General features: G+C 73.3%; 19 protein-coding genes. 12 read left to right on the plus strand and 7 right to left on the minus strand.

Translation table 11 applies throughout. The annotated features are described in order from the left end of the window. Positions 1–1353: a 3-oxoacyl-ACP reductase gene (locus E4623_RS07480; protein WP_134765898.1), complete on the minus strand. Its 1353-nt coding sequence runs from the start codon at positions 1351–1353 to the stop codon at positions 1–3. A gap of 131 nt (positions 1354–1484) precedes the next feature. Here E4623_RS07480 and E4623_RS07485 point away from each other — a divergent pair, with 131 nt between their 5' ends. Then, positions 1485–2774 carry an acetyl-CoA C-acetyltransferase gene (locus E4623_RS07485; RefSeq protein ID WP_134765899.1) on the plus strand — a complete coding sequence of 430 codons (1290 nt, stop codon included), beginning with the start codon at positions 1485–1487 and terminating at the stop codon, positions 2772–2774. A gap of 12 nt (positions 2775–2786) precedes the next feature. On the opposite strand, the gene E4623_RS07490 is transcribed toward E4623_RS07485, so the two are convergent. Both E4623_RS07490 and E4623_RS07495 read right to left on the minus strand, forming a co-directional pair. After that, a complete protein-coding gene (locus tag E4623_RS07490; RefSeq protein ID WP_134765900.1) occupies positions 2787–3482 on the minus strand; it encodes a TetR/AcrR family transcriptional regulator in 696 nt (231 codons plus the stop codon). 91 nt (positions 3483–3573) lie between these two features. Next, complete coding sequence (locus E4623_RS07495) at positions 3574–5100, minus strand: ATP-dependent DNA ligase (RefSeq protein WP_134765901.1); 1527 nt, start codon at positions 5098–5100, stop codon at positions 3574–3576. Between the two features lie 96 nt (positions 5101–5196). Between E4623_RS07495 and E4623_RS07500 the strand changes: the two genes are divergently transcribed. After that, positions 5197–6156, plus strand: coding sequence for a DNA-3-methyladenine glycosylase 2 family protein (locus E4623_RS07500; RefSeq protein WP_134765902.1), 960 nt, complete (start codon positions 5197–5199; stop codon positions 6154–6156). Positions 6157–6443: 287 nt separating this feature from the next. On the opposite strand, the gene E4623_RS07505 is transcribed toward E4623_RS07500, so the two are convergent. Continuing rightward, a complete protein-coding gene (locus tag E4623_RS07505) occupies positions 6444–7637 on the minus strand; it encodes an MFS transporter (protein ID WP_245154956.1) in 1194 nt (397 codons plus the stop codon). A gap of 150 nt (positions 7638–7787) precedes the next feature. Here E4623_RS07505 and E4623_RS07510 point away from each other — a divergent pair, with 150 nt between their 5' ends. The 4 genes from E4623_RS07510 to E4623_RS07525 all read left to right on the plus strand — a co-directional run bounded on the left by E4623_RS07510 (position 7788) and on the right by E4623_RS07525 (position 12941). Continuing rightward, positions 7788–9038, plus strand: a complete 1251-nt coding sequence (locus E4623_RS07510) for a phospholipase D-like domain-containing protein (protein WP_245154957.1) — start codon at positions 7788–7790, stop codon at positions 9036–9038. 92 nt (positions 9039–9130) lie between these two features. Further along, positions 9131–11257 carry an excinuclease ABC subunit UvrB gene (gene uvrB, locus E4623_RS07515; protein ID WP_134765903.1) on the plus strand — a complete coding sequence of 709 codons (2127 nt, stop codon included), beginning with the start codon at positions 9131–9133 and terminating at the stop codon, positions 11255–11257. Between the two features lie 98 nt (positions 11258–11355). Next, a complete protein-coding gene (locus tag E4623_RS07520) occupies positions 11356–12660 on the plus strand; it encodes an MFS transporter (RefSeq protein ID WP_245154958.1) in 1305 nt (434 codons plus the stop codon). Beyond that, positions 12657–12941, plus strand: a complete 285-nt coding sequence (locus E4623_RS07525) for a hypothetical protein (protein WP_134765904.1) — start codon at positions 12657–12659, stop codon at positions 12939–12941. The genes E4623_RS07520 and E4623_RS07525 overlap by 4 nt, the downstream gene beginning before the upstream one ends. A 28-nt stretch (positions 12942–12969) precedes the next feature. Here E4623_RS07525 and E4623_RS07530 read toward each other — a convergent pair whose 3' ends face one another. Further along, complete coding sequence (locus E4623_RS07530) at positions 12970–14382, minus strand: PLP-dependent aminotransferase family protein (protein ID WP_134765905.1); 1413 nt, start codon at positions 14380–14382, stop codon at positions 12970–12972. On the opposite strand from E4623_RS07530, the gene E4623_RS07535 reads away from it, so the two are divergent. Together E4623_RS07535 and E4623_RS07540 are read left to right on the plus strand one after the other, a co-directional pair. After that, positions 14381–15349 carry a DMT family transporter gene (locus tag E4623_RS07535; protein WP_134765906.1) on the plus strand — a complete coding sequence of 323 codons (969 nt, stop codon included), beginning with the start codon at positions 14381–14383 and terminating at the stop codon, positions 15347–15349. The two genes, E4623_RS07530 and E4623_RS07535, sit on opposite strands and share 2 nt — an antisense overlap. Before the next feature lie 4 nt (positions 15350–15353). Continuing rightward, positions 15354–15725 carry an MmcQ/YjbR family DNA-binding protein gene (locus E4623_RS07540; protein ID WP_134765907.1) on the plus strand — a complete coding sequence of 124 codons (372 nt, stop codon included), beginning with the start codon at positions 15354–15356 and terminating at the stop codon, positions 15723–15725. Between the two features lie 48 nt (positions 15726–15773). Here the strand turns inward: E4623_RS07540 and E4623_RS07545 are convergent, their stop codons facing one another. Further along, positions 15774–16430, minus strand: coding sequence for an ion channel (locus E4623_RS07545; RefSeq protein WP_134766427.1), 657 nt, complete (start codon positions 16428–16430; stop codon positions 15774–15776). Further along, positions 16430–16978 (minus strand): DUF1707 domain-containing protein, encoded by a 549-nt coding sequence (locus tag E4623_RS07550; RefSeq protein WP_167736522.1) that lies wholly within the window; start codon positions 16976–16978, stop codon positions 16430–16432. Before E4623_RS07550 ends, E4623_RS07545 begins: the two co-directional genes overlap by 1 nt. Before the next feature lie 105 nt (positions 16979–17083). On the opposite strand from E4623_RS07550, the gene E4623_RS07555 reads away from it, so the two are divergent. The 4 genes from E4623_RS07555 (at position 17084) to E4623_RS07570 (ending at position 21280) form a co-directional block, all read left to right on the plus strand. Continuing rightward, on the plus strand, positions 17084–18064 hold the full coding sequence (locus E4623_RS07555) for an NAD(P)/FAD-dependent oxidoreductase (RefSeq protein ID WP_245154959.1): 981 nt from the start codon (positions 17084–17086) through the stop codon (positions 18062–18064). A gap of 127 nt (positions 18065–18191) precedes the next feature. Next, entirely contained in the window at positions 18192–19457 is a 1266-nt protein-coding gene (locus tag E4623_RS07560) for a glycosyltransferase family 4 protein (RefSeq protein ID WP_134765910.1), read from the plus strand. Continuing rightward, on the plus strand, positions 19444–20199 hold the full coding sequence (locus tag E4623_RS07565; protein ID WP_134765911.1) for a methyltransferase domain-containing protein: 756 nt from the start codon (positions 19444–19446) through the stop codon (positions 20197–20199). Before E4623_RS07560 ends, E4623_RS07565 begins: the two co-directional genes overlap by 14 nt. Position 20200: 1 nt before the next feature. Then, positions 20201–21280 (plus strand): prenyltransferase, encoded by a 1080-nt coding sequence (locus tag E4623_RS07570; protein ID WP_134765912.1) that lies wholly within the window; start codon positions 20201–20203, stop codon positions 21278–21280. Positions 21281–21388 lie beyond the last annotated feature (108 nt).

Genomic DNA, 21388 nt, shown 5'->3' on the forward strand with positions numbered 1-21388 from the left:
CTAGGCCCCCAGCATCATCTGGCCGCAGACCCGCACGACGTTGCCGTTGACCAGGCTGGAGGCGGGGTGGGCGTACCAGGCGATCGTCTCGGCGACGTCGACCGGCAGGCCGCCCTGGGCCATCGCGTTGAGGCGCTGACCGACCTCGCGGGTCGCGAACGGCACCGCGGCGGTCATCTGGGTGATGATGAAGCCCGGGGCGACGGCGTTGACGGTGATGCCGCGCCCCTGCTCGGCGAGCTCGTCGGCCAGGGAGTCGACCAGGCCGATCACGCCGGCCTTCGACGCGGCGTAGTTGGTCTGGCCGACGTTGCCGGCGATGCCGGCGATCGAGGCGACGCCGACGATCGAGCCGTGGTCGCGCACGAGGTCCTGGTCGAGCAGCTCGCGCGTGATCAGCTCGGGCGCGGTCAGGTTGACCGCGATGACCGACTCCCAGCGGGCGTCGTCCATGTTGGCGAGCTTCCTGTCGCGCGTGATGCCGGCGTTGTGGACGACGACGTCGACGCCGCCGTGGTGGGTGCGCAGGTGGTGGGCGATCCGCTGCGGGGCGTCCTGGCCGGTGATGTCGAGGGTCAGCCAGTCGCCGTCCAGCTCCGTCATCAGGACCTGCAGCTCGCTGGCCGCCTGGGGGACGTCGACGCCGACGACGGTCGCGCCGTCGCGGTGCAGCACGCGGGCGATCTGCTCGCCGATGCCGCGGCTGGCGCCGGTGACGAGGGCGACCCTGCCGGCCAGCGGCGCGACCAGGTCGTCGGGCGAGGCGACCGCGGGCACGTCCACGACGCCGTGCGCGCCGATCCGGACCACCTGGCCGGAGACGTAGGCCGACTTCGGCGACAGCAGGAACGCCAGGGTGCTGGCGAGGCCGGCCTCGGCCCCGTCGGCGACGTAGACGAGCTGGACGGTGCTCCCGTGCCCGATCTCCTTACCGAGGCTGCGGGTGAAGCCCTCGAGCGCGCGCTGGGCGACCCGCTCCCCGCCGCGGACCTGCTCGGGCGGCGTCCCGAGGACGACGACGCGCGCGCACGACGCCAGGCTGCGGAGCACGGGGGTGAAGAACTCGCGCAGCGCGACCAGGTCGGACGACGCCGTCAGTCCGGTGGCGTCGAGGACGAGGCCCTTGAGGCGACCCTCCTCCGGCCTGACGACGGTCACGGTGACGCCGAGCGAGCCGAGCAGGCCGGGAAGGGACTCGGCCAGGCGACCGGTGCCGCCGACGAGCACGGTGCCGTCGACGAGGGGTGCGCCCTCGGTCCAGCGCTCGAGGCGGGTGGGGTCGGGGAGTCCCAGGTTCTTGACCAGGATCTTCCCGACCGGGGTCGACGTGAAGCCCCGGTACTTGTCGCTCATGGCGGCTGCTGCCTCGCTCTCGGTGATGGTCTGACCAGGTGATGCAACTACGGGTGTAACTCGGAGTCCACCTTTCGTGACGTGGCCCTCACCGGCTTCCGTGACGCGGTGTTACCGGCCAGTATGGTCCCATGAACGAACGTACCCGCCGGGTCGCCGTCATCGGTGGCAACCGGATCCCCTTCGCCCGGTCCAGCTCCGTCTACGCCGACGCGTCCAACCAGGAGATGCTCACCGCCGCGATCGACGGGCTGGTCACGCGGTTCGGGCTCGAGGGCGAGCGGCTCGGTGAGGTCGTGGCCGGCGCGGTGCTCAAGCACGCCCGCGACTTCAACCTCGTGCGCGAGTCGGTCCTCGGGTCGAGGCTGTCGCCGGAGACGCCCGCGACCGACATCCAGCAGGCGTGCGGCACCGGCCTGCAGGCCGCGATCCAGGTCGCCAACAAGATCGCCCTCGGGCAGATCGACGTCGGCATCGCCGGCGGCACGGACACCACGTCCGACGCGCCGGTGGCGATCAGCGACAAGCTCCGCAGGAAGCTGATGAAGGTCAACGCCGCCCGCGACACCGCCTCGCGGCTCAGGGCGCTGGGTGCCATCCGGCCCGGCGACATCGGCCTGGAGGTCCCGCAGAACGGCGAGCCGCGGACCCGGTTGTCGATGGGCGAGCACGCCGCGCTGACCGCGCTGGAGTGGCAGGTCACCCGCGAGGCGCAGGACGAGCTCGCGGCGTCCTCGCACCAGAAGCTGGCGGCGGCGTACCACGCGGGGTTCCTCGACGACCAGGTGACGCCGTTCCGCGGCGTCGAGCGCGACACCAACCTGCGCGGCGACTCCACCGTCGAGAAGCTCGCGAAGCTCCAGCCGGTCTTCGGCCGGGGCGCGGCGGCGACGATGACCGCCGGCAACTCGACCCCGCTGACCGACGGTGCGTCCGTCGTGCTGCTGGCCTCGGAGGAGTGGGCGGCCGAGCGCGGCCTGCCGGTCCTCGCCTACCTGTCGGACTTCGAGACCGCGGCCGTCGACTACGTCAACGGCAGCGAGGGCCTGCTGATGGCGCCGGCGTACGCGATGCCGCGGATGCTGGCCCGCAACGGCCTGACGCTGCAGGACTTCGACTACTACGAGATCCACGAGGCCTTCGCCTCGCAGGTGCTGGCGACGCTCGCCGCCTGGGAGGACCCGGTCTTCTGCGAGCGGCGGCTCGGACTCGACGGCCCGCTCGGTCCGATCGACCGCAGCCGGCTCAACGTGCACGGCTCCTCGCTCGCTGCCGGGCACCCGTTCGCGGCGACCGGCGGACGGATCGTCAACGTGCTCGCCAAGCTGCTCGCGACGTCCGAGGGCGGCACCGGCCGCGGCGTCATCTCGATCTGCGCCGCGGGCGGGCAGGGCGTCGTGGCGCTGCTCGAGCGGGCCTGACCGGACCGGTCGCTACGGCCGGGTCAGGCCCAGCGCCGAGGCGACCAGGTGCGCCCGCACCTGGTCGGCGGTGATCGTGCCCACGGTGGGGATGCCGGGCGCGGCCTCCGCGACGAGGATGCCGACGTGGGCGAGCTGCAGGGCGCCGAGGCCGGAGGCGTAGAGCGTGTTCGCCACCAGGACGGGGTCGATCGAGTCGGCGAAGTCACCGGCGCGGACGCCGTCCTCGAGCGTCGTGGAGAGGATCGTCAGGCACGACGAGATCGCGCGGCCGAGGCGGAACAGCGCGCCCTCCGAGATCTCGTCGAGCAGCTCGTCGCCGCGGCGGCGCATGAGCGACTGCGCACAGTCGACGAACGCCGGGTGGGCGACGCCGTAGTCGACGAAGGCGCCGACGATGCCGGTCAACCGCCCCGACGGCGTGGCGGCGTCGTCGGCCGCGTCGGCGAGCGCGTCGCGCAGCTCGTCGAGGTAGCTCACCAGCGTCAGGGCGAAGAGCTCCTCCTTGCCCGTGAAGACGCGGTAGACGATCGCGCGGTTGATGCCGACGGCCGCCGCGATGTCCTCGATCTGGGCCTCGCCGGCGCCGCGGCTGTCGAAGTGGCGCCGGGTGGCGGCGATGATCTCCGCCTCGCGCACCCGGCGCCGCGCCGCCGCCGCACGCCGGCGTCCGTCGGTCTCGGGGACGCGCCTGGTGCCGGTGCTCACCACGCGATCGTAGGACAGGTGTCACACCCAGTTGCACGAGTGTGACGCGAAGGAGCCCCACCCCGCGTCGCCCGGCCGGGCACCTCGGGCCTCAGCCGAGGAACGCGCGCACGTCGTCGATCGTGTCGGCCTCGCCCGCCGTCTTGTCGTCGCGGTAGCGCAGCACCCGGGCGAAGCGGAGCGCGACGCCCCCGGGGTAGCGCGACGAGCGCTGGACGCCGTCGAAGGCGATCTCGACGACCTGCACCGGCGCGACGCGGACGACGTGCCCCTCGCGCGCGGTCTCCAGCCCGAGGAACCGCTCGGTCTGCCACGCGAGGATCTCGTCGGTCATCCCCTTGAACGTCTTGCCGAGCATCACGAAGCCGTCGGGACCGCCCTGCCGGTCGGGGTCGCGGGCGCCGAGGTGGAGGTTGGACAGCCATCCCTGGCGCCGTCCGGAGCCCCACTCGACGCCCAGCACGACGAGGTCGAGGGTGTGGACCGGCTTCACCTTCACCCACGCCGCCCCGCGCCGGCCGGCGGCGTACGGCGCCGCGAGGTCTTTGACGACGACCCCCTCGTGCCCGGCGGCCAGCACCTCGGCGACGAACGCGCCGGCCTCGTCGACGTCGGCGGTGACCAGCCGCGGCACCCGGTGCCGGGCCGGCACCAGCGCCTCCAGCGCGGCTGCCCGCTCGGACCCGGGGGCGTCGAGGAGGTCGCGGCCGTCGACGTGCAGCACGTCGAAGAAGAACGGCGTCACCACCACCCCGTCGCCCATGGCGGTCCGGGACGCGGTCTCCTGGAACGGCCGCGGTCTCCCGGCGTCGTCGAGGGCGAGCACCTCGCCGTCGAGCACGACGCGCTCGACGGGCAGCGCGCGGACCACCGCCACCACCTCGGGCAGCCGGGCGGTGATGTCGTCGAGGCTGCGGGTCACCACCACGACGTCGTCGCCGTCGCGGTGCACCTGGATCCGGATGCCGTCGAGCTTGGTGTCGATCGCCCCGGGGGCCTCCGGGGTGGCGCCGACCTTGGCCAGCGCGTCGGCCACGGACGTCGCCGACGACGCCAGCATCGGCAGGACCGGTCGGCCGACCTCGAGCCCGACCGCGGCGAGCGCCTCCTCGCCGCCGTCGAACGCCGCGGCCACGACGGCCGTGGTGGAGCCGGCCAGCATCGCCGCCCGCCGGACCGCCGCCAGCGGCACCCCGGCCGCGGCCGCGACCGCCTCCTGGACGACGGCGTCGAGCGCGCCCTGGCGCACCGCGCCGGTCACCACCGCACGCAACCAGGCCTGCTCGGCCGCCGTCGCGGCGCCGAGGAGCCGCGCCACCGCGTCCTTGCGTGCGGCCTGCGACCCGGCCCCCGCCAGCGCCGAGACCGCCTCGAACGCCGCGTCGACCCCGACCACGGTCAAGGACGGCGTGTCGGCCGGCGCCGGTGGCGTGCCGATGCCGCGCCAGCCCACGCCCGTGCGGCGCTGCCGCAGGGCGCCCCCGACGTACGCCGCGACGAGCTCGACCTCGTCGCGTCCGCAGCGGGCCAGCAGGTCGGCGATCGCGGCGGCCTTGGCCTTGCGCGACCGGGTGGCGGCGACGGCCGCCGAGGTCTCCACCACGTCATGAAGCAGCATCTCGTCATCCAACACCGCGCCACCCCCGGACGCGCCCACCCGTCGAGGTCGAACCGGCGGAACCGGGTGTCCCCGTCGCGCCCTACCCTCGACGACATGACGCAGGCGGGAGCGACGCGGGTGTGGCGACCCGACTGGCCGTGCCCGGCCGGCGCCGTCCTCGGCCAGCAGCGCCGCGGCGGCGGAGACCCCACGATGCGCCGCGACGACGCCGGTCGCACCTGGCGCGGATCCCGGACGCCGCTCGGTCCGGCCACCCTGGTGGTCGAGCCCCGGCCCGCCGACGGCGCGATCCACGCCGAGGCGTGGGGCCCCGGCGCCGACTGGGCCCTCGAGACGCTGCCCGCGCTGCTGGGCGCCGCCGACAGCTGGGAGGGCTTCGAGCCGCGACACCCGGTCCTCGCCGACGCGTGGCGTCGGCACCCGCACGCCCGGCTCGGGCGCACGGGGTTGCTGATGGAGTCGCTGGTGCCGACGATCATCGAGCAGAAGGTGACCGGGCAGGAGGCGTTCGCGGGGTTCCGTATGCTCGTCCACCGCTTCGGGGAGCGGGCGCCCGGACCGGGTGCCGACCGCCACCTGTGGGTGCAGCCGGCCGCCGACGTGCTGCGCACCATCCCGTCGTGGGAGTGGTTGCGCCTGCACGTCGACCCGGCCCGCTCCCGGGCCATCGTCACCGCCTCCCGCGTGGCCGACTCGCTCGAGCGGCTCGTCGACCTCGCGCCCGACGACGCCGACCGCCGGCTCCGGTCGCTGCCCGGCATCGGGGTGTGGACCAGCGCCGAGGTCCGCCAGCGCGCCCTCGGCGACCCCGACGCGGTCTCGTTCGGCGACTACCACGTCGCCAAGGACGTCGGCTGGGCGCTGACCGGGACGCCGTTCGACGACGACGAGCTCGCGGCCTACCTCGAGCCGTGGCGGCCGCAGCGCGGCCGGGTGCCCGCGCTCGTCGCCCTGGCCAGGCTGCACCGCCCCCGCCACGGCGCCCGGATGGCGCCGCGCGGGCACCTTCCCGGGGGCTCGGTGTCGCCCGGGCAGCGCCGCGGCGGAACCTGAGGCCAGGTTGTTACCAAGGTCTGCACCAGACGTGACCTGCGTGTGGACCGCGCGTGCCGTGAGCGGCCGTAATGTTCTTCTTGTCGCGAGGTTCCGGGGGGAGCCGAAGCGACGACGCCGGGCCAGAAGGTGCGCTGATCTCGATCTGGGGGGATCGCAGCGCACCAGGCCCGCGCCGATGAAGCACCGAGGACGACCCGCTCATTGCTCCTGGGGAGGAGCAGATCGAGTGGGTCGTCCTGTTTTTCGTGCCTCTCGCCGCGACGCCCGGCCCGGACGGCGGGCCCTCAGCCCAGCGCCCGTTCGCCGCGCACCGGCACCAGCGCGACGGCGACCACCGGGAACAGCGCGGCCAGCGCGAACGTCGTGGCGTACCCCGCGTGGGTGACCGCGAGCCCGCCCAGCGGCGGCACCAGCGCCGCGGTGAGGAACTGGGCGGTGTTCTGCAGCCCGAGCGCCCGTCCCGACCAGTGAGGGCCGGCCCGCTCGGCGACCGCCGTGAACGCGAGTCCGTTGTCGGCGACGGTGAGCGCGGTCGCGACGACCAGCAGGGGCACCGCGACCCCGGAGTCCAGCCCGGCGGCCAGCCCCAGCAGCGCCATCGCGGCCGCCGCCGCGACCGCGACCCACCGCAGCGGGCGGGTGCGCGAGCCGACGACGTCCGAGAGCTGGCCGGCCGCGATCCGGCCGAACGCGGCGACCACCTGGGCGACGGCCACGAGGGCACCGGCCGCGGCGGGTGACCAGTCGCGGTCCTGCACCAGCCAGACCAGCGCGAAGGTCCACACCACGAACTGCGGGACGACGAGCAGCATCGAGACGCCGTGCACCCGGGCGAGGAAGCCGTCCTCGCGGTAGGGGTTCGGGGCCGGGCCGTCCTTCGCGGGCGGCCGGGGTGGGTCGAGCACGACGAGGACGACGACGACCGCGGCGACGGCGGTGGCGATCGTCGGGACCCACAGCGCGGCGCTGACGCCGTGCCGGTCCGCGACGGTCGCGATGCTGACGGCGGCGACGCCGACGCCCACCGGCTGCGCCATCTGCCGGATCCCCATCGCCAGCCCCCGCCGGTGCGGCGGGAACCAGCCCACGACCACCCGGCCCGACGCCGCGGCGCTGCACGCCGAGGCGGCCCCGCCGAGGAAGAGGGCGAGCGTCAGCGGCACCAGCCCGTCGACCAGGACGGCGGCGAGCCCGGCGAGCGTGGTCAGGACGAGGCCGCCGACCAGGACCAGGCGCTCGCCGCGGCGGTCGGTCAGCAGTCCCCAGGCGACCAGGGTGAGCATCACCCCGACCGTCGGCGCCGCGGCGACGACGCCGGCCTCGGTGAGGCTCAGGCCACGCTGGTCGTGCAGCGCGGGGATGAGGAACGCCGGCCCGTGCGCCATCACCGCGCACGCCGCCTGCGCGAGCGTGCTCGCCGCGAGCATGGCCCAGCGCCGGGCGGTGCCCACTCCTGCGGGGCGGACGGCGACGGTCACCCGGGAGATTCAACGGGGTCGGCGGCGCCCGCGCCCCGTCGGTCCGCACCGTGACCTGTGCCGTGACCTGTGCCGTGGCCCGTGAGGTGTCCCGTGAGGCGTCCCGCGTGGGCCGCCGGCCGGTCGTCCGGCTCAGGCTAGGTTGACGTCGTGCGGATCGACGTGGAGCGGCTGATGAGGCAGGCCCGGCGCACCCTGCTGACGATCCTCGGCCTGCAGCTCGCGATCGCGGTGACGATGTCGCTCGTCGACTCCTACCGCCGCCGCGGCAAGACGCCGAAGGCGTTCCCGACGACCCCGCCGCGGACGGTCGACATCGACGAGAGCGCGGTGACGACGTACACCTTCGGGCGAGACCTGTACGACGACATGCTCGCCGCGATCGAGGGCGCCCAGCGTCAGGTGCTCTTCGAGACCTACATCTGGAAGGGCGACGCGACCGGCGAGCGGTTCAAGAAGGCGCTGGCCGACGCCGCCGACCGGGGCGTCGAGGTCTACTGCATCTACGACGGCTTCGCCAACCTCGTCGTCTCGCCGGTCTTCAAGCACTTCCCGGCCAACATGAAGGTGCTGAAGTACCCCGTCTGGTCGGCCGGCTGGCGGTTCTTCGACCTCCGCCGCTACGGCCGCGACCACCGTAAGATCCTCGTCGTCGACGACACGGTCGGGTTCGTCGGCGGCTACAACATCGGCGACGCCTACGAGACCGAGTGGCGCGACACCCACGTGCGGATCAGCGGCCCCGGTGTCTGGGACCTCAAGCGGGCCTTCGCGGACTTCTGGAACCTGCACCGCCGGCGCCGCGTGCGCCACAGCGAGCGCCCCCTGCTGCTCGAGACGGCCTCGACGTGGGAGCCGCGGATCCGGGTGCAGCGCAACGTGCCCCGGCTGTGGATGTTCCCGATCCGCTCGATGTACCTCGAGGCGATCAACCGCGCCAGCACCAACGTCTGGATCACCACCGCCTACTTCATCCCCGACCAGGACTTCGTCGACGCCATGAAGGACGCCGCCCGCCGCGGCGTCGACGTCCGGCTGCTGATCCCGCTGAAGTCCAACCACATCGTCGCCGACTGGATCTCGCGCGGGTACTTCTCCCAGCTGCTCGAGGCCGGCGTCAAGGTGCTGCGGTTCCGCGGCGCCATGGTGCACGCGAAGACCGCCACGGTCGACGGCACCTGGTCGACCGTCGGCACCGCCAACATCGACCGGCTCAGCCTGACCGGCAACTACGAGATCAACGTCGAGATCATCGACGCCGGCCTCGCGGCCCAGCTCGAGGAGATCTTCCGCACCGACGAGTCCAACACCGTCGAGCTGACGCAGGGGGAGTGGGAGGCCCGCGACCTCCACCGCAAGTTCACCGAGGCCTTCCTGGCCCCGCTGCGCCCGCTGCTCTGACGGCGTGCCCCGACCGGTCCCCGACCGGTCGGCCGACCGGTCGCTCGACCGTTCGTCGGGAGGTTGTCGGTGGCCGGTCGTAGGCTCGTCGCATGCGCCCTGTCACCGACCTCCAGCGCCGCCTGGCCCCGTTCAAGGTCATCTCCGACTACTCCCCGTCCGGCGACCAGCCGGCCGCCATCAAGGAGATCACCCGCCGGGTCGAGGGCGGCGTCAAGGACGTCGTCCTCCTCGGCGCCACCGGCACCGGCAAGACGGCCACGATCGCGTGGGTCGCCGAGCAGGTGCAGCGCCCGATGCTCGTCCTGCAGCCCAACAAGACGCTGGCCGCGCAGTTCGCCAACGAGCTGCGCCAGCTGTTCCCGGAGAACGCGATCGAGTACTTCGTCTCCTACTACGACTACTACCAGCCCGAGGCCTACGTCCCGCAGACCGACACCTACATCGAGAAGGACTCCTCGGTCAACGAGGAGGTCGAGCGGCTGCGGCACTCGGCGACCAACTCGCTGCTGACCCGGCGCGACGTCATCGTGGTCTCGACGGTGTCGTGCATCTACGGCCTCGGCACCCCCCAGGAGTACGTCGACCGGATGCTGCGGCTGCGCGTCGGCGAGGAGCGCGACCGCGACTCGATCCTGCGCCAGCTCGTCGAGATCCAGTACACGCGCAACGACATGTCGTTCACGCGGGGCACGTTCCGCGTCCGTGGCGACACCCTCGAGATCTTCCCGGTCTACGAGGAGCACGCGGTGCGCATCGAGTTCTTCGGCGACGAGATCGAGCGGCTGATGACGCTGCACGCCGTCACCGGCGAGGTCCTCACCGAGGACAAGGAGCTCTACGTCTTCCCGGCCACCCACTACGTCGCCGGTCCCGAGCGGATGGAGCGCGCGATCCGCGGCATCGAGGAGGAGCTGGTCGAGCAGTTGGCCTCCTTCGAGCGGCAGGGGAAGCTGCTCGAGGCCCAGCGGCTGCGGATGCGCACGACCTACGACGTGGAGATGATGCGGCAGGTCGGCTCGTGCGCCGGCATCGAGAACTACTCGATGCACATGGACGGCCGCACCCGCGGCAGCGCGCCCAACTGCCTGCTCGACTACTTCCCCGAGGACTACCTCGTGGTGGTCGACGAGTCCCACGTCGCCGTCCCGCAGATCGGCGGCATGTACGAGGGCGACATGTCCCGCAAGCGCAACCTCGTCGACCACGGGTTCCGGCTCCCGAGCGCGATGGACAACCGGCCGCTGCGCTGGGAGGAGTTCCTCGACCGCGTCGACCAGTCCATCTACCTCTCGGCGACCCCGGGCAACTACGAGCTCGACAAGGTCGGCGGCGACGTCGTGGAGCAGATCATCCGTCCCACCGGCCTGATCGACCCCGAGGTGGTCGTCAAGCCGACCAAGGGCCAGATCGACGACCTGATCCACGAGATCCGCACCCGCACCGAGAAGGACGAGCGGGTCCTGGTCACGACGCTGACCAAGAAAATGTCCGAGGACCTCACCGACTACCTGCTCGACGCCGGCATCCGCACCCGCTACCTGCACTCCGAGGTCGACACGCTGCGCCGCATCGAGCTGCTCCGCGAGCTGCGGATGGGCGAGTACGACGTCCTGGTCGGCATCAACCTGCTCCGCGAGGGCCTCGACCTGCCCGAGGTGTCGCTGGTGGCGATCCTCGACGCCGACAAGGAGGGCTTCCTGCGCTCCGACAAGTCGTTGATCCAGACGATCGGCCGCGCGGCCCGCAACGTGTCGGGCCAGGTCCACATGTACGCCGACAAGATCACCGCGTCCATGGAGTCGGCGATCGAGGAGACCAACCGGCGCCGCGAGAAGCAGGTCGCCTACAACAAGGCCGCCGGCGTCGATCCGCAGCCGCTGCGCAAGAAGATCGCCGACATCACCGAGATGCTCAACCGCGACAGCGAGGACACCGAGGCGCTGCTCCAGACCTGGGCCGGCACCGCGGCCAAGGGCCGGGCCGGGGGAGTCAAGGCCCGCCAGACCGTGCCGGTGCTGGGTGACAAGGCCAGCGGTCACCACGCCAAGGACCTCGCCGGGCTGCCCAGCTCCGAGCTGGCCCAGCTCATCCAGGACCTCACCGACCAGATGAAGCAGGCCGCGGCCGAGCTGCAGTTCGAGCTGGCCGGGCGGCTCCGCGACGAGATCAACGACCTCAAGCGCGAGCTGCGCCAGATGATGGAGGCCACGAAGTGAGGGCGGGCGCCGAGCGCGGGACGAGCCCGGGCGATCCCGACGAGCGGGAGGGAACGCCGACGACGGCGTGACGGTGCCGCGGTCGTAGGGTGACCGGAGTGACGACGACCGCGCTCCCGCTCGGTGGGCGACGGGCCTGGAGCGTGTGGGCGGTCGCCCTGACGGTCTACTTCGTCGCCGTCTTCCACCGCAGCTCGCTCGCGGTCGCCGGGATCGCGGCCACGGAGCGGTTCGACCTGTCGGCGGCCCAGCTGGCGACGTTCACGATGCTCCAGCTGCTCGTCTACGCCGCGATGCAGGTCCCCGTCGGACTGCTCGTCGACCGGTTCGGGCCGAAGGCGGTGATGCTGCTCGGCACCGTGCTGCTCACCGGCGCCCAGGCAGGTTTCGCGCTCGCCGAGTCCTACCCGGCGGCGGTGGCGGCACGGGTGGTCGTCGGGATCGGCGACGCGCTCACCTTCATCTGCGTGCTGCGGCTGGTGAGTCGCTGGTTCGAGCCGAGGCGGGTCCCGCTGATCACCCAGGTCACCGGCACGCTGGGCCAGGCCGGGGCGGTGGCGGCCGCCGTGCCGATGACGTTCGCGCTGCGCGAGTTCGGCTGGACCGGGACCTACCTCGCGGCGGCCTCGGTCGGGATCGCGCTGGTGGCCGCGCTCCTGCTGGTGGTCCGCGACGCGCCGTCCCAGCGGCGCGAGGTCGGGGCGCGGCTGTCGCTGGACGTCGTCCGGTCCAGCCTCGCGGCGTCCTGGGCGCACCCCGGCACGCGCCTGGGCTTCTGGATGCACTTCACGTCGCAGTTCAGCGCGACCACGCTCAGCCTGCTGTGGGGCTATCCCTTCCTCGTCCAGGGCGAGGGTCTCTCGGAGGCGACCGCAGGGGTGCTGCTGACCCTGATCGTCGTGGCGATCATGTACGCCGGCCCGCTGCTGGGGTTGCTCGTCGGCCGGCACCCGTGGCACCGGTCCTCGATGGTGCTGGTCATCGTCTGGTCGATCGTGCTGGTGTGGACCGCCGTCCTGGCGTGGCCCGGGCAGGCTCCGCTGTGGCTGCTGGTGCTGCTCACCCAGGTCGTCGGGCTGGGCGGGCCCGCCTCGATGATCGGCTTCGACATGGCCCGCACCTCCAACCCCGCGGAGCGGCTGGCCAGCGCCACCGGGATCATCAACCAGGCCGGCTTCGTGGCCAGTCTGATCCTCGTCGTGACGGTCGGTCTGATCCTCGACTGGCGGACGCCGGGAGCCTCCACCGACTACTCGCCCGAGGCGTTCCGCTGGGCGATGAGCGCGCAGTACGTGCTGTGGGGTGTCGGCCTCCTGCAGATCTGGCGCTGGCGCCGTCGGGCCCGGCGGGTGATCGACCGGTCCACCCTCGAGGCCGGCGTGGCGACGGGGCAGGCGACGTGAGCCCCGAGCACACCGACGACGGCCGCTACGTCGTCATCGACGGACGACGCTGGCGCGCGACCGACCCGGACATCCCCGACGACCGGCGCGCCGAGCTCCAGAAGGTGCTGATGGCGTGGCGTCGCGACGTGAAGCGGACCCGGGGCACCGACGAGGAGGCGCGCTCCCGCGCCGGCGTCCAGGCCGCCAAGGTCGCCCTCGGTGAGCGCGGCACCCCGTGGTGGGAGCAGAGCGCCGACGAGCGGCGCGCGCGCTGGGAGGCCGTGGTCGAGGGTCCGTGACGGCGTGGGCGACGGGCCGTCGTGGGTCTCAGGCGCGGGCCGCGGCCAACGCCTGCTCGAGGATCGTCGCGGCATCCGCGAACGCGGCGGGGTTCGGCCCCGCGTAGCTCAGCCGGAGGTACGGCGCCGGCGGCTCCGCCGGGAACCACTCGGCACCCGAGGCGAGCACCAGCCCTCGGCGCTCGCAGTCGAGCACGACGGCGTCGAGGTCGGTGTGGTCGGGCAGCCGCAGCCACAGGTTGAGCCCGCCGGGCGGCAGCTGGTCGACCTCGACGCTCGGCGCGTGCTCCCGCAGCGCCGCGGCGAGCAGGTCGCGGCGTGAGCCGAGCTGGTCGCGCAGCGCGCGGAGGTGGGTGCGCCACCCGGGCTGCGTGACGACGTCGAGGGCCGCGGTCTGGAGCAACCCGCTGACGTACATGGTCTCGGCGGCCTGGTCGGTGAGGACCCGGGCCCGCGCCGGGCCCCGCACGACCAGCGCGGCCACGCGCAGGGCGGGCGAGACGCTCTTCGTCAGGGAGCGGAGGTAGACCACGTGGCCGCCGTCGTCCTGGGCGGCCAGGGGCACCGGGGTGGTGGCGATGCCGAAGTCGTGGGCCCAGTCGTCCTCGACCAGGAAGGCGCCGTGGGCTCGGACGACGTCGAGGATCCGTGCCGCGACGGTGGGGCTCCACTGGGCGCCGGTGGGGTTGGCGTAGTGCGGCTGGGCGTAGAACACCCGTGCGCCGGTCTCCGCGAACGCGCGGGCGACGTCGTCCGGGTCCGGGCCGCTCGGCCCGGTCGGGACCGGCACGAGTCGGACCCCGGCGTGCGCGGCGGCCTGGATGGCACCCCAGTAGGTGGGGGACTCGGTCAGCATCGCCTGGCCGGGCGCCACGAGGGCCCGGAAGACCGAGCCGAGCCCGCTCTGGCTCCCGGGCACGACGACGACCTCGTGCGCCGCGGGCGGCGTCGTCCCGGACGGCGTGTGCTCGGCCAGCTCGGCGGCGAACCACGCCTGGAGCGCCGGGAGGCCGGCCGTGGGGGCCCGGCTCACCGCGGCGTCCGAGCGGGCGGCCCGACCGAGGGCCGACCGCACGAGCCGCTCGGGTAGCAGGTCGCGGTCGGGATAACCGGCGTGCAGGGCGAGGACGTCGTTCGGGACGGTCCGCAGCGCCGTCGCGGGGCCCCGGGCGCTGGTCGGCGGCGAACGCAGCGCGTTGGTCTGCCAGGCGTGGTCGACCGACCGGGCGCGGCGAGCGACGCGGGCGAACGTGCCGACGCCGGGGCGGGTCTCGACCAGGCCCAGGGTGGTCAGCGAGCGCAGCGCCCGTTGCACCGTGACCGGGCTCGCCCGGTGCTCGGCGGCGATGGACCGGGTCGACGGCAGCCGGGCGCCTGAGGGCGCCGTCTCGAGCCACGCGCGCAGGCTCTCGGCGATCCGGGTGCTGCTATCGTCGTTCATGAACCAGAAGGATAGCGCTACTCCCCAGGACCGCTCGGCGCTACCCGGGACGGGCGCCGGTCTCCGATGGGGGCTCGTGGGGGTGGTCGCCTTCTCCTTGACGGTGCCGATGACCCGGGTCGCGCTCGGCGGGCTGTCACCGCTGTTCATCGGCTCGGCGCGGGCCGTCGTCGCCGCCGGGCTCGCCGTCGTGTGCCTCGGGCTGGCGCGCCGGCAGGTCCCGCGCGGGCGCCAGTGGGCCAGGCTCGTGGTCGTCGGGGCCGGCGTCGTGGTCGGGTTCCCGCTCCTGACCTCCTACGCCCTGACCACCGCGCCGGCGAGCCACGGCGCCGTCGTCATCGCCATGCTCCCCGCCGCCACCGCGGTGACCACGGTCGTGCGGACCGGCGAGCGTCCGCGTCCCGCGTTCTGGGTGGCGGCCGCCGCCGGGGCCGTCGCGGCGCTGGTCTTCGCCTCGTTCCAGGGCGACGGCTTCGGCGGGCTGCACCGGGCGGACCTGCTGCTCGTGGGTGCGGTGCTGGCCGCGGCCGTGGGGTACGCCGAGGGCGGGCTGCTGTCGCGCGAGCTCGGCGCCTGGCAGACGGTCTCGTGGGCGCTGGTCGTCTGTGCACCGCTCATGCTGGCGCTCCTGCTGGTCGCGGTCCGGGCCGGGGCGCCGGACGCCACGACGGCCCAGTGGGCGGCGTTCGGCTACCTGGGCGTGGTCAGCATGTTCCTCGGCTTCCTCGCCTGGTACCGAGGCCTCGCCATCGGCCCGATGTCCTCGGTCAGCCAGGTCCAGCTCGCCCAGCCGGTCCTCACCATCGCGTGGGCCGGTCTCCTCCTCGGGGAGCCGATCACGGCCGTCACGGTCCTCGGCGGCCTCGTCGTGGTCACCTGCGCGGCCAGCGCCGTGCGCGTGCGGCTGGTGGGCGCCCCGCCACCCGCCGCGCAGCCGACCGAGCGGGACGTCGTCGCCCTACCCTGAAGGGATGGACGTCGAGCGGCTCACGCAGCACTGCCTGGCCAAGCCCGGCGCCTGGCTGGACTGGCCGTGGGGCGGACCCGACGCCGACGGCGGTCACGAGCACCCGGCGGTGAAGGTCGGTCCGGTCGACGGCGGCAGGATCTTCGCGTTCCTGCGGGGCGACGGCGTCGGAGTGAAGGCCGGGGCGACCCGCGAGGTCGCCGACGAGTGGCTCGAGCGCTACCCGGACGCCGCCGGCGTGATGCGCTACATCGGCCGGAGCGGCTGGAACGACCTCGCCTACGCCGGCATCCCCGACGACGAGCTGCTCGAGGCCGTCGACGTCTCCTACGACCTGGTCGTCGCCAGGCTCCCGCGCCGGCTCCGCCCGACCTGACCCGGACCCGGACCCGGACCCGTCGAGGGACCGCCGGGATCGGGTCGGTCAGGCGCGGCGGGCGGTCAGGCCGACGAGGCGGGCGACGACGAGGGCGACGTAGAAGACGCCGGTGAGCTGCTCGATCATCACCAGGGAGCGGGCGTGGTCGTCGATCGGCGCGACGTCGGACAGGCCGACCGACGTCAGCGTGGTGAACGACAGGTAGAGCAGCTCGAACCACGGGCGGGGGCCCTCACCGCCGTGGGCGATGAAGGACTCGGGCCAGACGACCTGGGCGCCGGCGTAGACGTAGGCGAAGGCCCAGGCGACGACGGTGAAGGCCGCGCCGGTCGCGAACAGCTCGTCGCGGGTCACCTTGTCGTCGTGGAAGAGGTAGCGGATCAGCGCGTAGGAGACGAACAGGTAGAACGGCACGTGCAGGAAGGCCGAGACCAGCACCACCCAGCTGGTCTGGGAGACGAAGGCCTCCAGCACGCTGAACACCACCGCCGGCGCCCCGAACAGGACGGCGACCCACGACAGCGTCGGGGTGCGTCGCACCGCCCAGGTGGCGGCGAGCACGACCGAGACCTGGACCGCGCCGAGCACCGCCCGGCCGGAGGTCGAGGCGTCGAGGAACGGGTAGGCCAGGATGACGAGGAGCTGGAGACCCAGCAGCAGCGCCGAGGGGTGACCCTGGACCGCGCGGACGGAGCGCTGCATCACGCCAGGCCCTTCGGCCAGCGCTGCTGGCGGGCCTGCTTCTTCTCGAGGCGGGCGAGCTCGTCGCGGACGATCGCGTCGCGCGACGTCGAGGTGCGGACCAGGTTCAGCAGCGTGACGGCGTTGACGATCAGCGGCCACGGGAACGCACCGCCGTCGGTGCCGAGGTAGATCGCCAGCCAGATCGCCCAGCAGACGACGGCGGAGCCGACGAACGCCGAGACGGCGTTGCGCCGCCGGTCCCGCCACTCGTCGACGGCGCGCCGCTGCAGCTCGTCGTGGGACACCCCGACGAGGGACTTCGTGGGGCGCGCGGGCGGCGTCCTCAGCGGCACCAGGTCCGAGACGATCGGCGGCAGGTCGCCGAGCGTCCGCGCCGAGCCGACGGCGTCGAGACGCTCCTCGAGCTCCTCGGCGTCGAGCTTGCCGACGCTGAACGCGCTGCTCAGCTCGGTCCGGATCAGCTCGCGGTCCTCGTCGGAGGCGCGCAGCCCGGCGTGGGCCTTGTCGCGCGGGTCGAGCGGGAACGACGACCACAGGTCGACCACGCTCGCTCCTCCCTCCAGAAGGTCCAGGTGCCACCGGGTGCTGACTGCCGACATCCTAGAGAGCGGGCCATGGACGCCGGACCTCGCGCGGGGGAGGATCCGGACGTGACCACCGTCGACGTCGACCTGCTCATCATCGGGGCCGGGCCCACCGGGCTGTTCGCCACGTACTACGCCGGGTTCCGCGGGCACCGGGTCGCCGTGGTCGACTCGCTGCCCGAGCTGGGCGGCCAGGTGACCGCGATGTACCCGGAGAAGCAGATCCTCGACGTCGCCGGCTTCCCCAGCGTCAAGGGACGCGACCTCGTCGAGGGGCTGGTCGCGCAGGCCAACACCGCCAAGCCGGAGTACCTGCTCGAGCGCACCGCCACCACCTTCGCCGAACGCACCGGCGACGACGCCGGCGTCACCGTCGGGCTCGACGACGGCACCGTGGTGCGGGCCGGTGCGCTCCTCATCACCGCCGGCATCGGCAAGTTCTCGCCCCGCGCCCTTCCGGCGGGCGCCGACTGGGTCGGGCGCGGGCTCGAGTTCTTCGTGCCCAGCTTCGCGCCGTACGCCGGCAAGGACGTCGTGATCGTCGGCGGCGGCGACAGCGCGTTCGACTGGGCCCTGCACCTCGAGCCGATCGCGCGCTCCGTGACCCTGGTCCACCGCCGCGAGGCGTTCCGCGCCCACGAGCGCACCGTCGAGCAGGTCCGCGCGTCGAGCGTCGAGATCGTCACCCGGGCCGAGGTCACCGCGCTGCGCGGCCGGACCACGGTCGAGGAGGTCGACCTCGTCGTCGACGGAGCGACGAGCACGCGGCCGTGCCAGGCCGTCGTCGCCGCGCTCGGCTTCATCGCCGACCTCGGGCCGATCCAGGGGTGGGGGATCGAGGTGTCGAAGCGGCACGTCGTCGTGGACGCCGCGATGCGGACCAACCTCCCGCGGGTCTTCGCGGCCGGCGACATCACCGAGTACGACGGCAAGGTGCGCCTGATCGCGGTCGGGTTCGGCGAGGCCGCCACGGCCGTCAACAACGCCACCGTCGCCATCGACCCCAGCGCGCACGTGTTCCCCGGCCACTCCTCCGAGGCGCCCTGACCCGGGCCGACCCTCGTGGGGCCGGGCGCCGGAGCTGGTGACCCACCGGTAACCCATAATGGGGCCGGAAGCACCCACGTACGCGCGGCCGAGTGTCGTCGCCCCGGCACCGAGAGTCGAGCCGCCCATGCGCATCGCCATGCTGTCGTACCGCAGCAAGCCCCACTGCGGGGGACAGGGCGTCTACCTGCGCCACCTCAGCCGCGAGCTGGTCGCCCTCGGGCACGAGGTGGAGGTGCTCTCGGGGCAGCCCTACCCCGAGCTCGACGCGGGCGTCGTCCTGACGAAGGTGCCGAGCCTCGACCTCTACCGCGAGCCCGACCCGTTCCGGGTGCCCCGGCGCGGGGAGTTCCGCGACCTGATCGACGTCGAGGAGTTCGCGACGATGTGCGTCGGCGGGTTCCCCGAGCCGCGCACGTTCAGCCGGCGGATCAGCCGCATCCTGAAGGAGCGGGCCGGCGACTTCGACGTCGCCCACGACAACCAGGTGCTCGGCACCGGGCTGCTCGACGTCGAGGGCTACGGGCTGCCGCTCGTCACGACGATCCACCACCCGATCACCTTCGACCGGCGTATCGACCTGGCCCAGACCCGCAGCCCGTGGCGCAGGCTCACCCTGCGGCGGTGGTACGGCTTCCTGCGGATGCAGGGCAGGGTCGCCCGCCGGGCGCGGCTCGTCATCACGCCGTCCGAGGCCTCCAAGCGCGACATCGCCCAGGACTTCGGCGTCGACCCGGCCCGGATGCGGGTGATCCTGCTCGGTGTCGACGACATGTTCGTCCCGCCGACCCGGCCCCGCGTGCCCGGCCGGATCATGGCGATGGCCAGCGCCGACGCCCCGATGAAGGGCATCTCGACCCTGCTCGAGGCCTTCGCCAAGCTGCGCACCGAGCGCGACGTCGAGCTGGTGCTCGTCTCCAAGCCGGCGCCCGGCGGCCGCACCGAGAAGCTCATCGAGCGGCTCGGCATCGGTGACCGGGTCCGGTTCGTGCACGGCGTCAGCGACGCCGAGCTGGTCGAGCTGATGGGCTCCGCCGAGCTGGCGTGCGTGCCGTCGCTCTACGAGGGCTTCTCGCTGCCCACCGCCGAGCTGATGGCCTGTGCCACCCCGCTCGTGGTCTCCCGGGCCGGCGCGATCCCCGAGGTCGTCGGTGCCGACGGCGACTGCGCCGACCTGGTCACCCCCGGCGACGTCGAGGAGCTCAAGCAGGCCGTCGGTGCCCTGCTCGACGACCCCGAGCGCCGCGACCGGATGGGCGCGGCCGGACGACGTCGCGTCGAGGAGCTGTTCAGCTGGCGCGCCGTCGCCGTCAAGGTGGCGCAGGCCTACGAGGACGCGATCACCGACTTCCAGGACGACCAGAAGGAGCGCCCCACCCGTGCTGACCGTTGACTTCGACCGCCTGGGCCTCACCGCCGGTGACCGCGTCCTCGACATGGGGTGCGGCGCCGGCCGGCACGCCTTCGAGATGTACCGCCGCGGTGCCGACGTGGTCGCCTTCGACATGGACGCCGACGAGCTGGCCGGCGTCCTCGACCTCTTCGGCGCGATGAAGGAGGCCGGTGAGGTGCCCGAGGGCGCCCAGGCCGACATCAAGCAGGGCGACGCGCTCGAGCTGCCCTTCGCCGACGACGAGTTCGACCGGGTCGTGGCCTCCGAGGTGCTCGAGCACATCGCCGACGACACCCAGGCGATCCGCGAGCTCGTGCGGGTGCTGCGGCCCGGCGGCACGATGGCGGTCACCGTGCCGCGGTGGCTGCCCGAGGTCATCAACTGGAAGCTGTCCGAGGAGTACCACAACGCCGAGGGCGGCCACATCCGGATCTACACCGACCACGAGCTGGTCGACAAGGTCACCAAGGGCGGCCGGTTCAACGACGGCAACCCGGGCGACGCGATGCTCTTCGAGGGCAAGGACTACGCGCACGGGCTGCACACGCCGTACTGGTGGATCAAGTGTGCCGTCGGCGTCACCAACGACGACCACCCCGCCGCGCGGGCCTACCACAGGCTCCTGGTCTGGGAGATCATGAAGCAGCCCAAGGCCCTGCAGTACGCCGGCAAGGTGCTCGACCCGCTCATCGGCAAGAGCATGGTGCTGTACTTCCGCAAGCCCGCCGCGTCCCGGGCCTGAGGTGGCCCAGCTCCCGTACGTCCACGACGTGCTGAGTCCGGGACAGGTCGCCGAGACCGCCGCCTCGATCGCGTCGATGCAGGAACCCGGCGGCGCCGTCCCCTGGACGACCGGCGAGCACGTCGACATCTGGAACCACGTCGAGGCCGCGATGGCCCTGCTCGTCGGCGGCGAGGTCGAGGCCGCCGAGCGCGCCTACGACTGGGTGCCGACGATGCAGCGCGCCGACGGCTCGTGGCCGATGAAGATCGTCGGCGGCCAGGTCGACGACGACCGCGGCGAGGTCAACATGAGCGCCTACCTCGCGGTCGGGGTCTGGCACCACTGGCTGGTGCGCCACGACATCGGCTTCGTCCTGCGCCTGTGGCCGTCGGTGCGCGCCGGCCTCGACTGGGTGGTCGCCCAGCAGCAGCCGTTCGGCGGGATCGGGTGGACGCCGACCGAGTCGTTCGCCCTGCTGGCCGGGTCGTCGTCGATCTACCAGTCGCTGCGCGCCGGCGTCGCGCTCGCCGACCTGCTCGACGACCCCCAGCCCGAGTGGGAGCTGGCCGGCGGCCGGCTCGGCCACGCCGTCCGCCGGCACCGCAACCGGTTCGAGGACAAGTCCACCTACTCGATGGACTGGTACTACCCGGTGCTCGGAGGGGCGGTGCGCGGCCCCGAGGCCCTGGAGCTGCTCGCGCCCCGCTGGGACGACTTCGTCGTGCCCGGACTCGGCATCCGCTGCGTCGACACGAACCCCTGGGTCACCGGGGCCGAGACCTGCGAGCTCGTGATGGCCCTCGACGCCGTCGGCGACCGCCGCCGCGCGCTCGGGCTGCTCACGGACATGCAGCACCTGCGCGGCGACGCCGGTGGCTACTGGACCGGCTGGGTCTACGAGGGCGAGAACCCGGACGTCTACTGGCCCGTCGAGCACACGACGTACACGGCTGCCGCGGTGATCCTCGCCGTCGACGCCTTAGGGGAGACCTACGGCCACGGCACCCCGGGCTCCGGCATCATGCGCGGCACCTCCCTCGCCCCGCACTTCGCCGAGATCGCCCTCGAGTGCGGCTGCGCCCCGTCCCGCACCCCCTGACCCGTCACCCATGGGTGACGGGTCAGCGTCGGATTCGGGTCGACCCGTCAGCGATAGGTGACGGGTCAGCGTCGGAATCGGGTCGAGCCGTCACCTATAGGTGACGGG

This window comes from Nocardioides sp. 1609, from assembly GCF_004522105.1.
Taxonomy (GTDB): Bacteria; Actinomycetota; Actinomycetes; order Propionibacteriales; family Nocardioidaceae; genus Nocardioides.

Bases quoted from the DNA above. Each gene is read 5' to 3' on its own strand.
- E4623_RS07480 (WP_134765898.1), bottom strand. From the start codon at position 1,353: ATGAGCGACAAGTACCGGGGCTTCACGTCGACCCCGGTCGGGAAGATC.
- E4623_RS07485 (WP_134765899.1), top strand. From the start codon at position 1,485: ATGAACGAACGTACCCGCCGGGTCGCCGTCATCGGTGGCAACCGGATC.
- E4623_RS07495 (WP_134765901.1), bottom strand. From the start codon at position 5,100: ATGCTGCTTCATGACGTGGTGGAGACCTCGGCGGCCGTCGCCGCCACC.
- E4623_RS07500 (WP_134765902.1), top strand. From the start codon at position 5,197: ATGACGCAGGCGGGAGCGACGCGGGTGTGGCGACCCGACTGGCCGTGC.
- uvrB (WP_134765903.1), top strand. From the start codon at position 9,131: ATGCGCCCTGTCACCGACCTCCAGCGCCGCCTGGCCCCGTTCAAGGTC.
- E4623_RS07535 (WP_134765906.1), top strand. From the start codon at position 14,381: ATGAACCAGAAGGATAGCGCTACTCCCCAGGACCGCTCGGCGCTACCC.
- E4623_RS07530 (WP_134765905.1), bottom strand. From the start codon at position 14,382: ATGAACGACGATAGCAGCACCCGGATCGCCGAGAGCCTGCGCGCGTGG.
- E4623_RS07540 (WP_134765907.1), top strand. From the start codon at position 15,354: ATGGACGTCGAGCGGCTCACGCAGCACTGCCTGGCCAAGCCCGGCGCC.
- E4623_RS07545 (WP_134766427.1), bottom strand. From the start codon at position 16,430: ATGCAGCGCTCCGTCCGCGCGGTCCAGGGTCACCCCTCGGCGCTGCTG.
- E4623_RS07560 (WP_134765910.1), top strand. From the start codon at position 18,192: ATGCGCATCGCCATGCTGTCGTACCGCAGCAAGCCCCACTGCGGGGGA.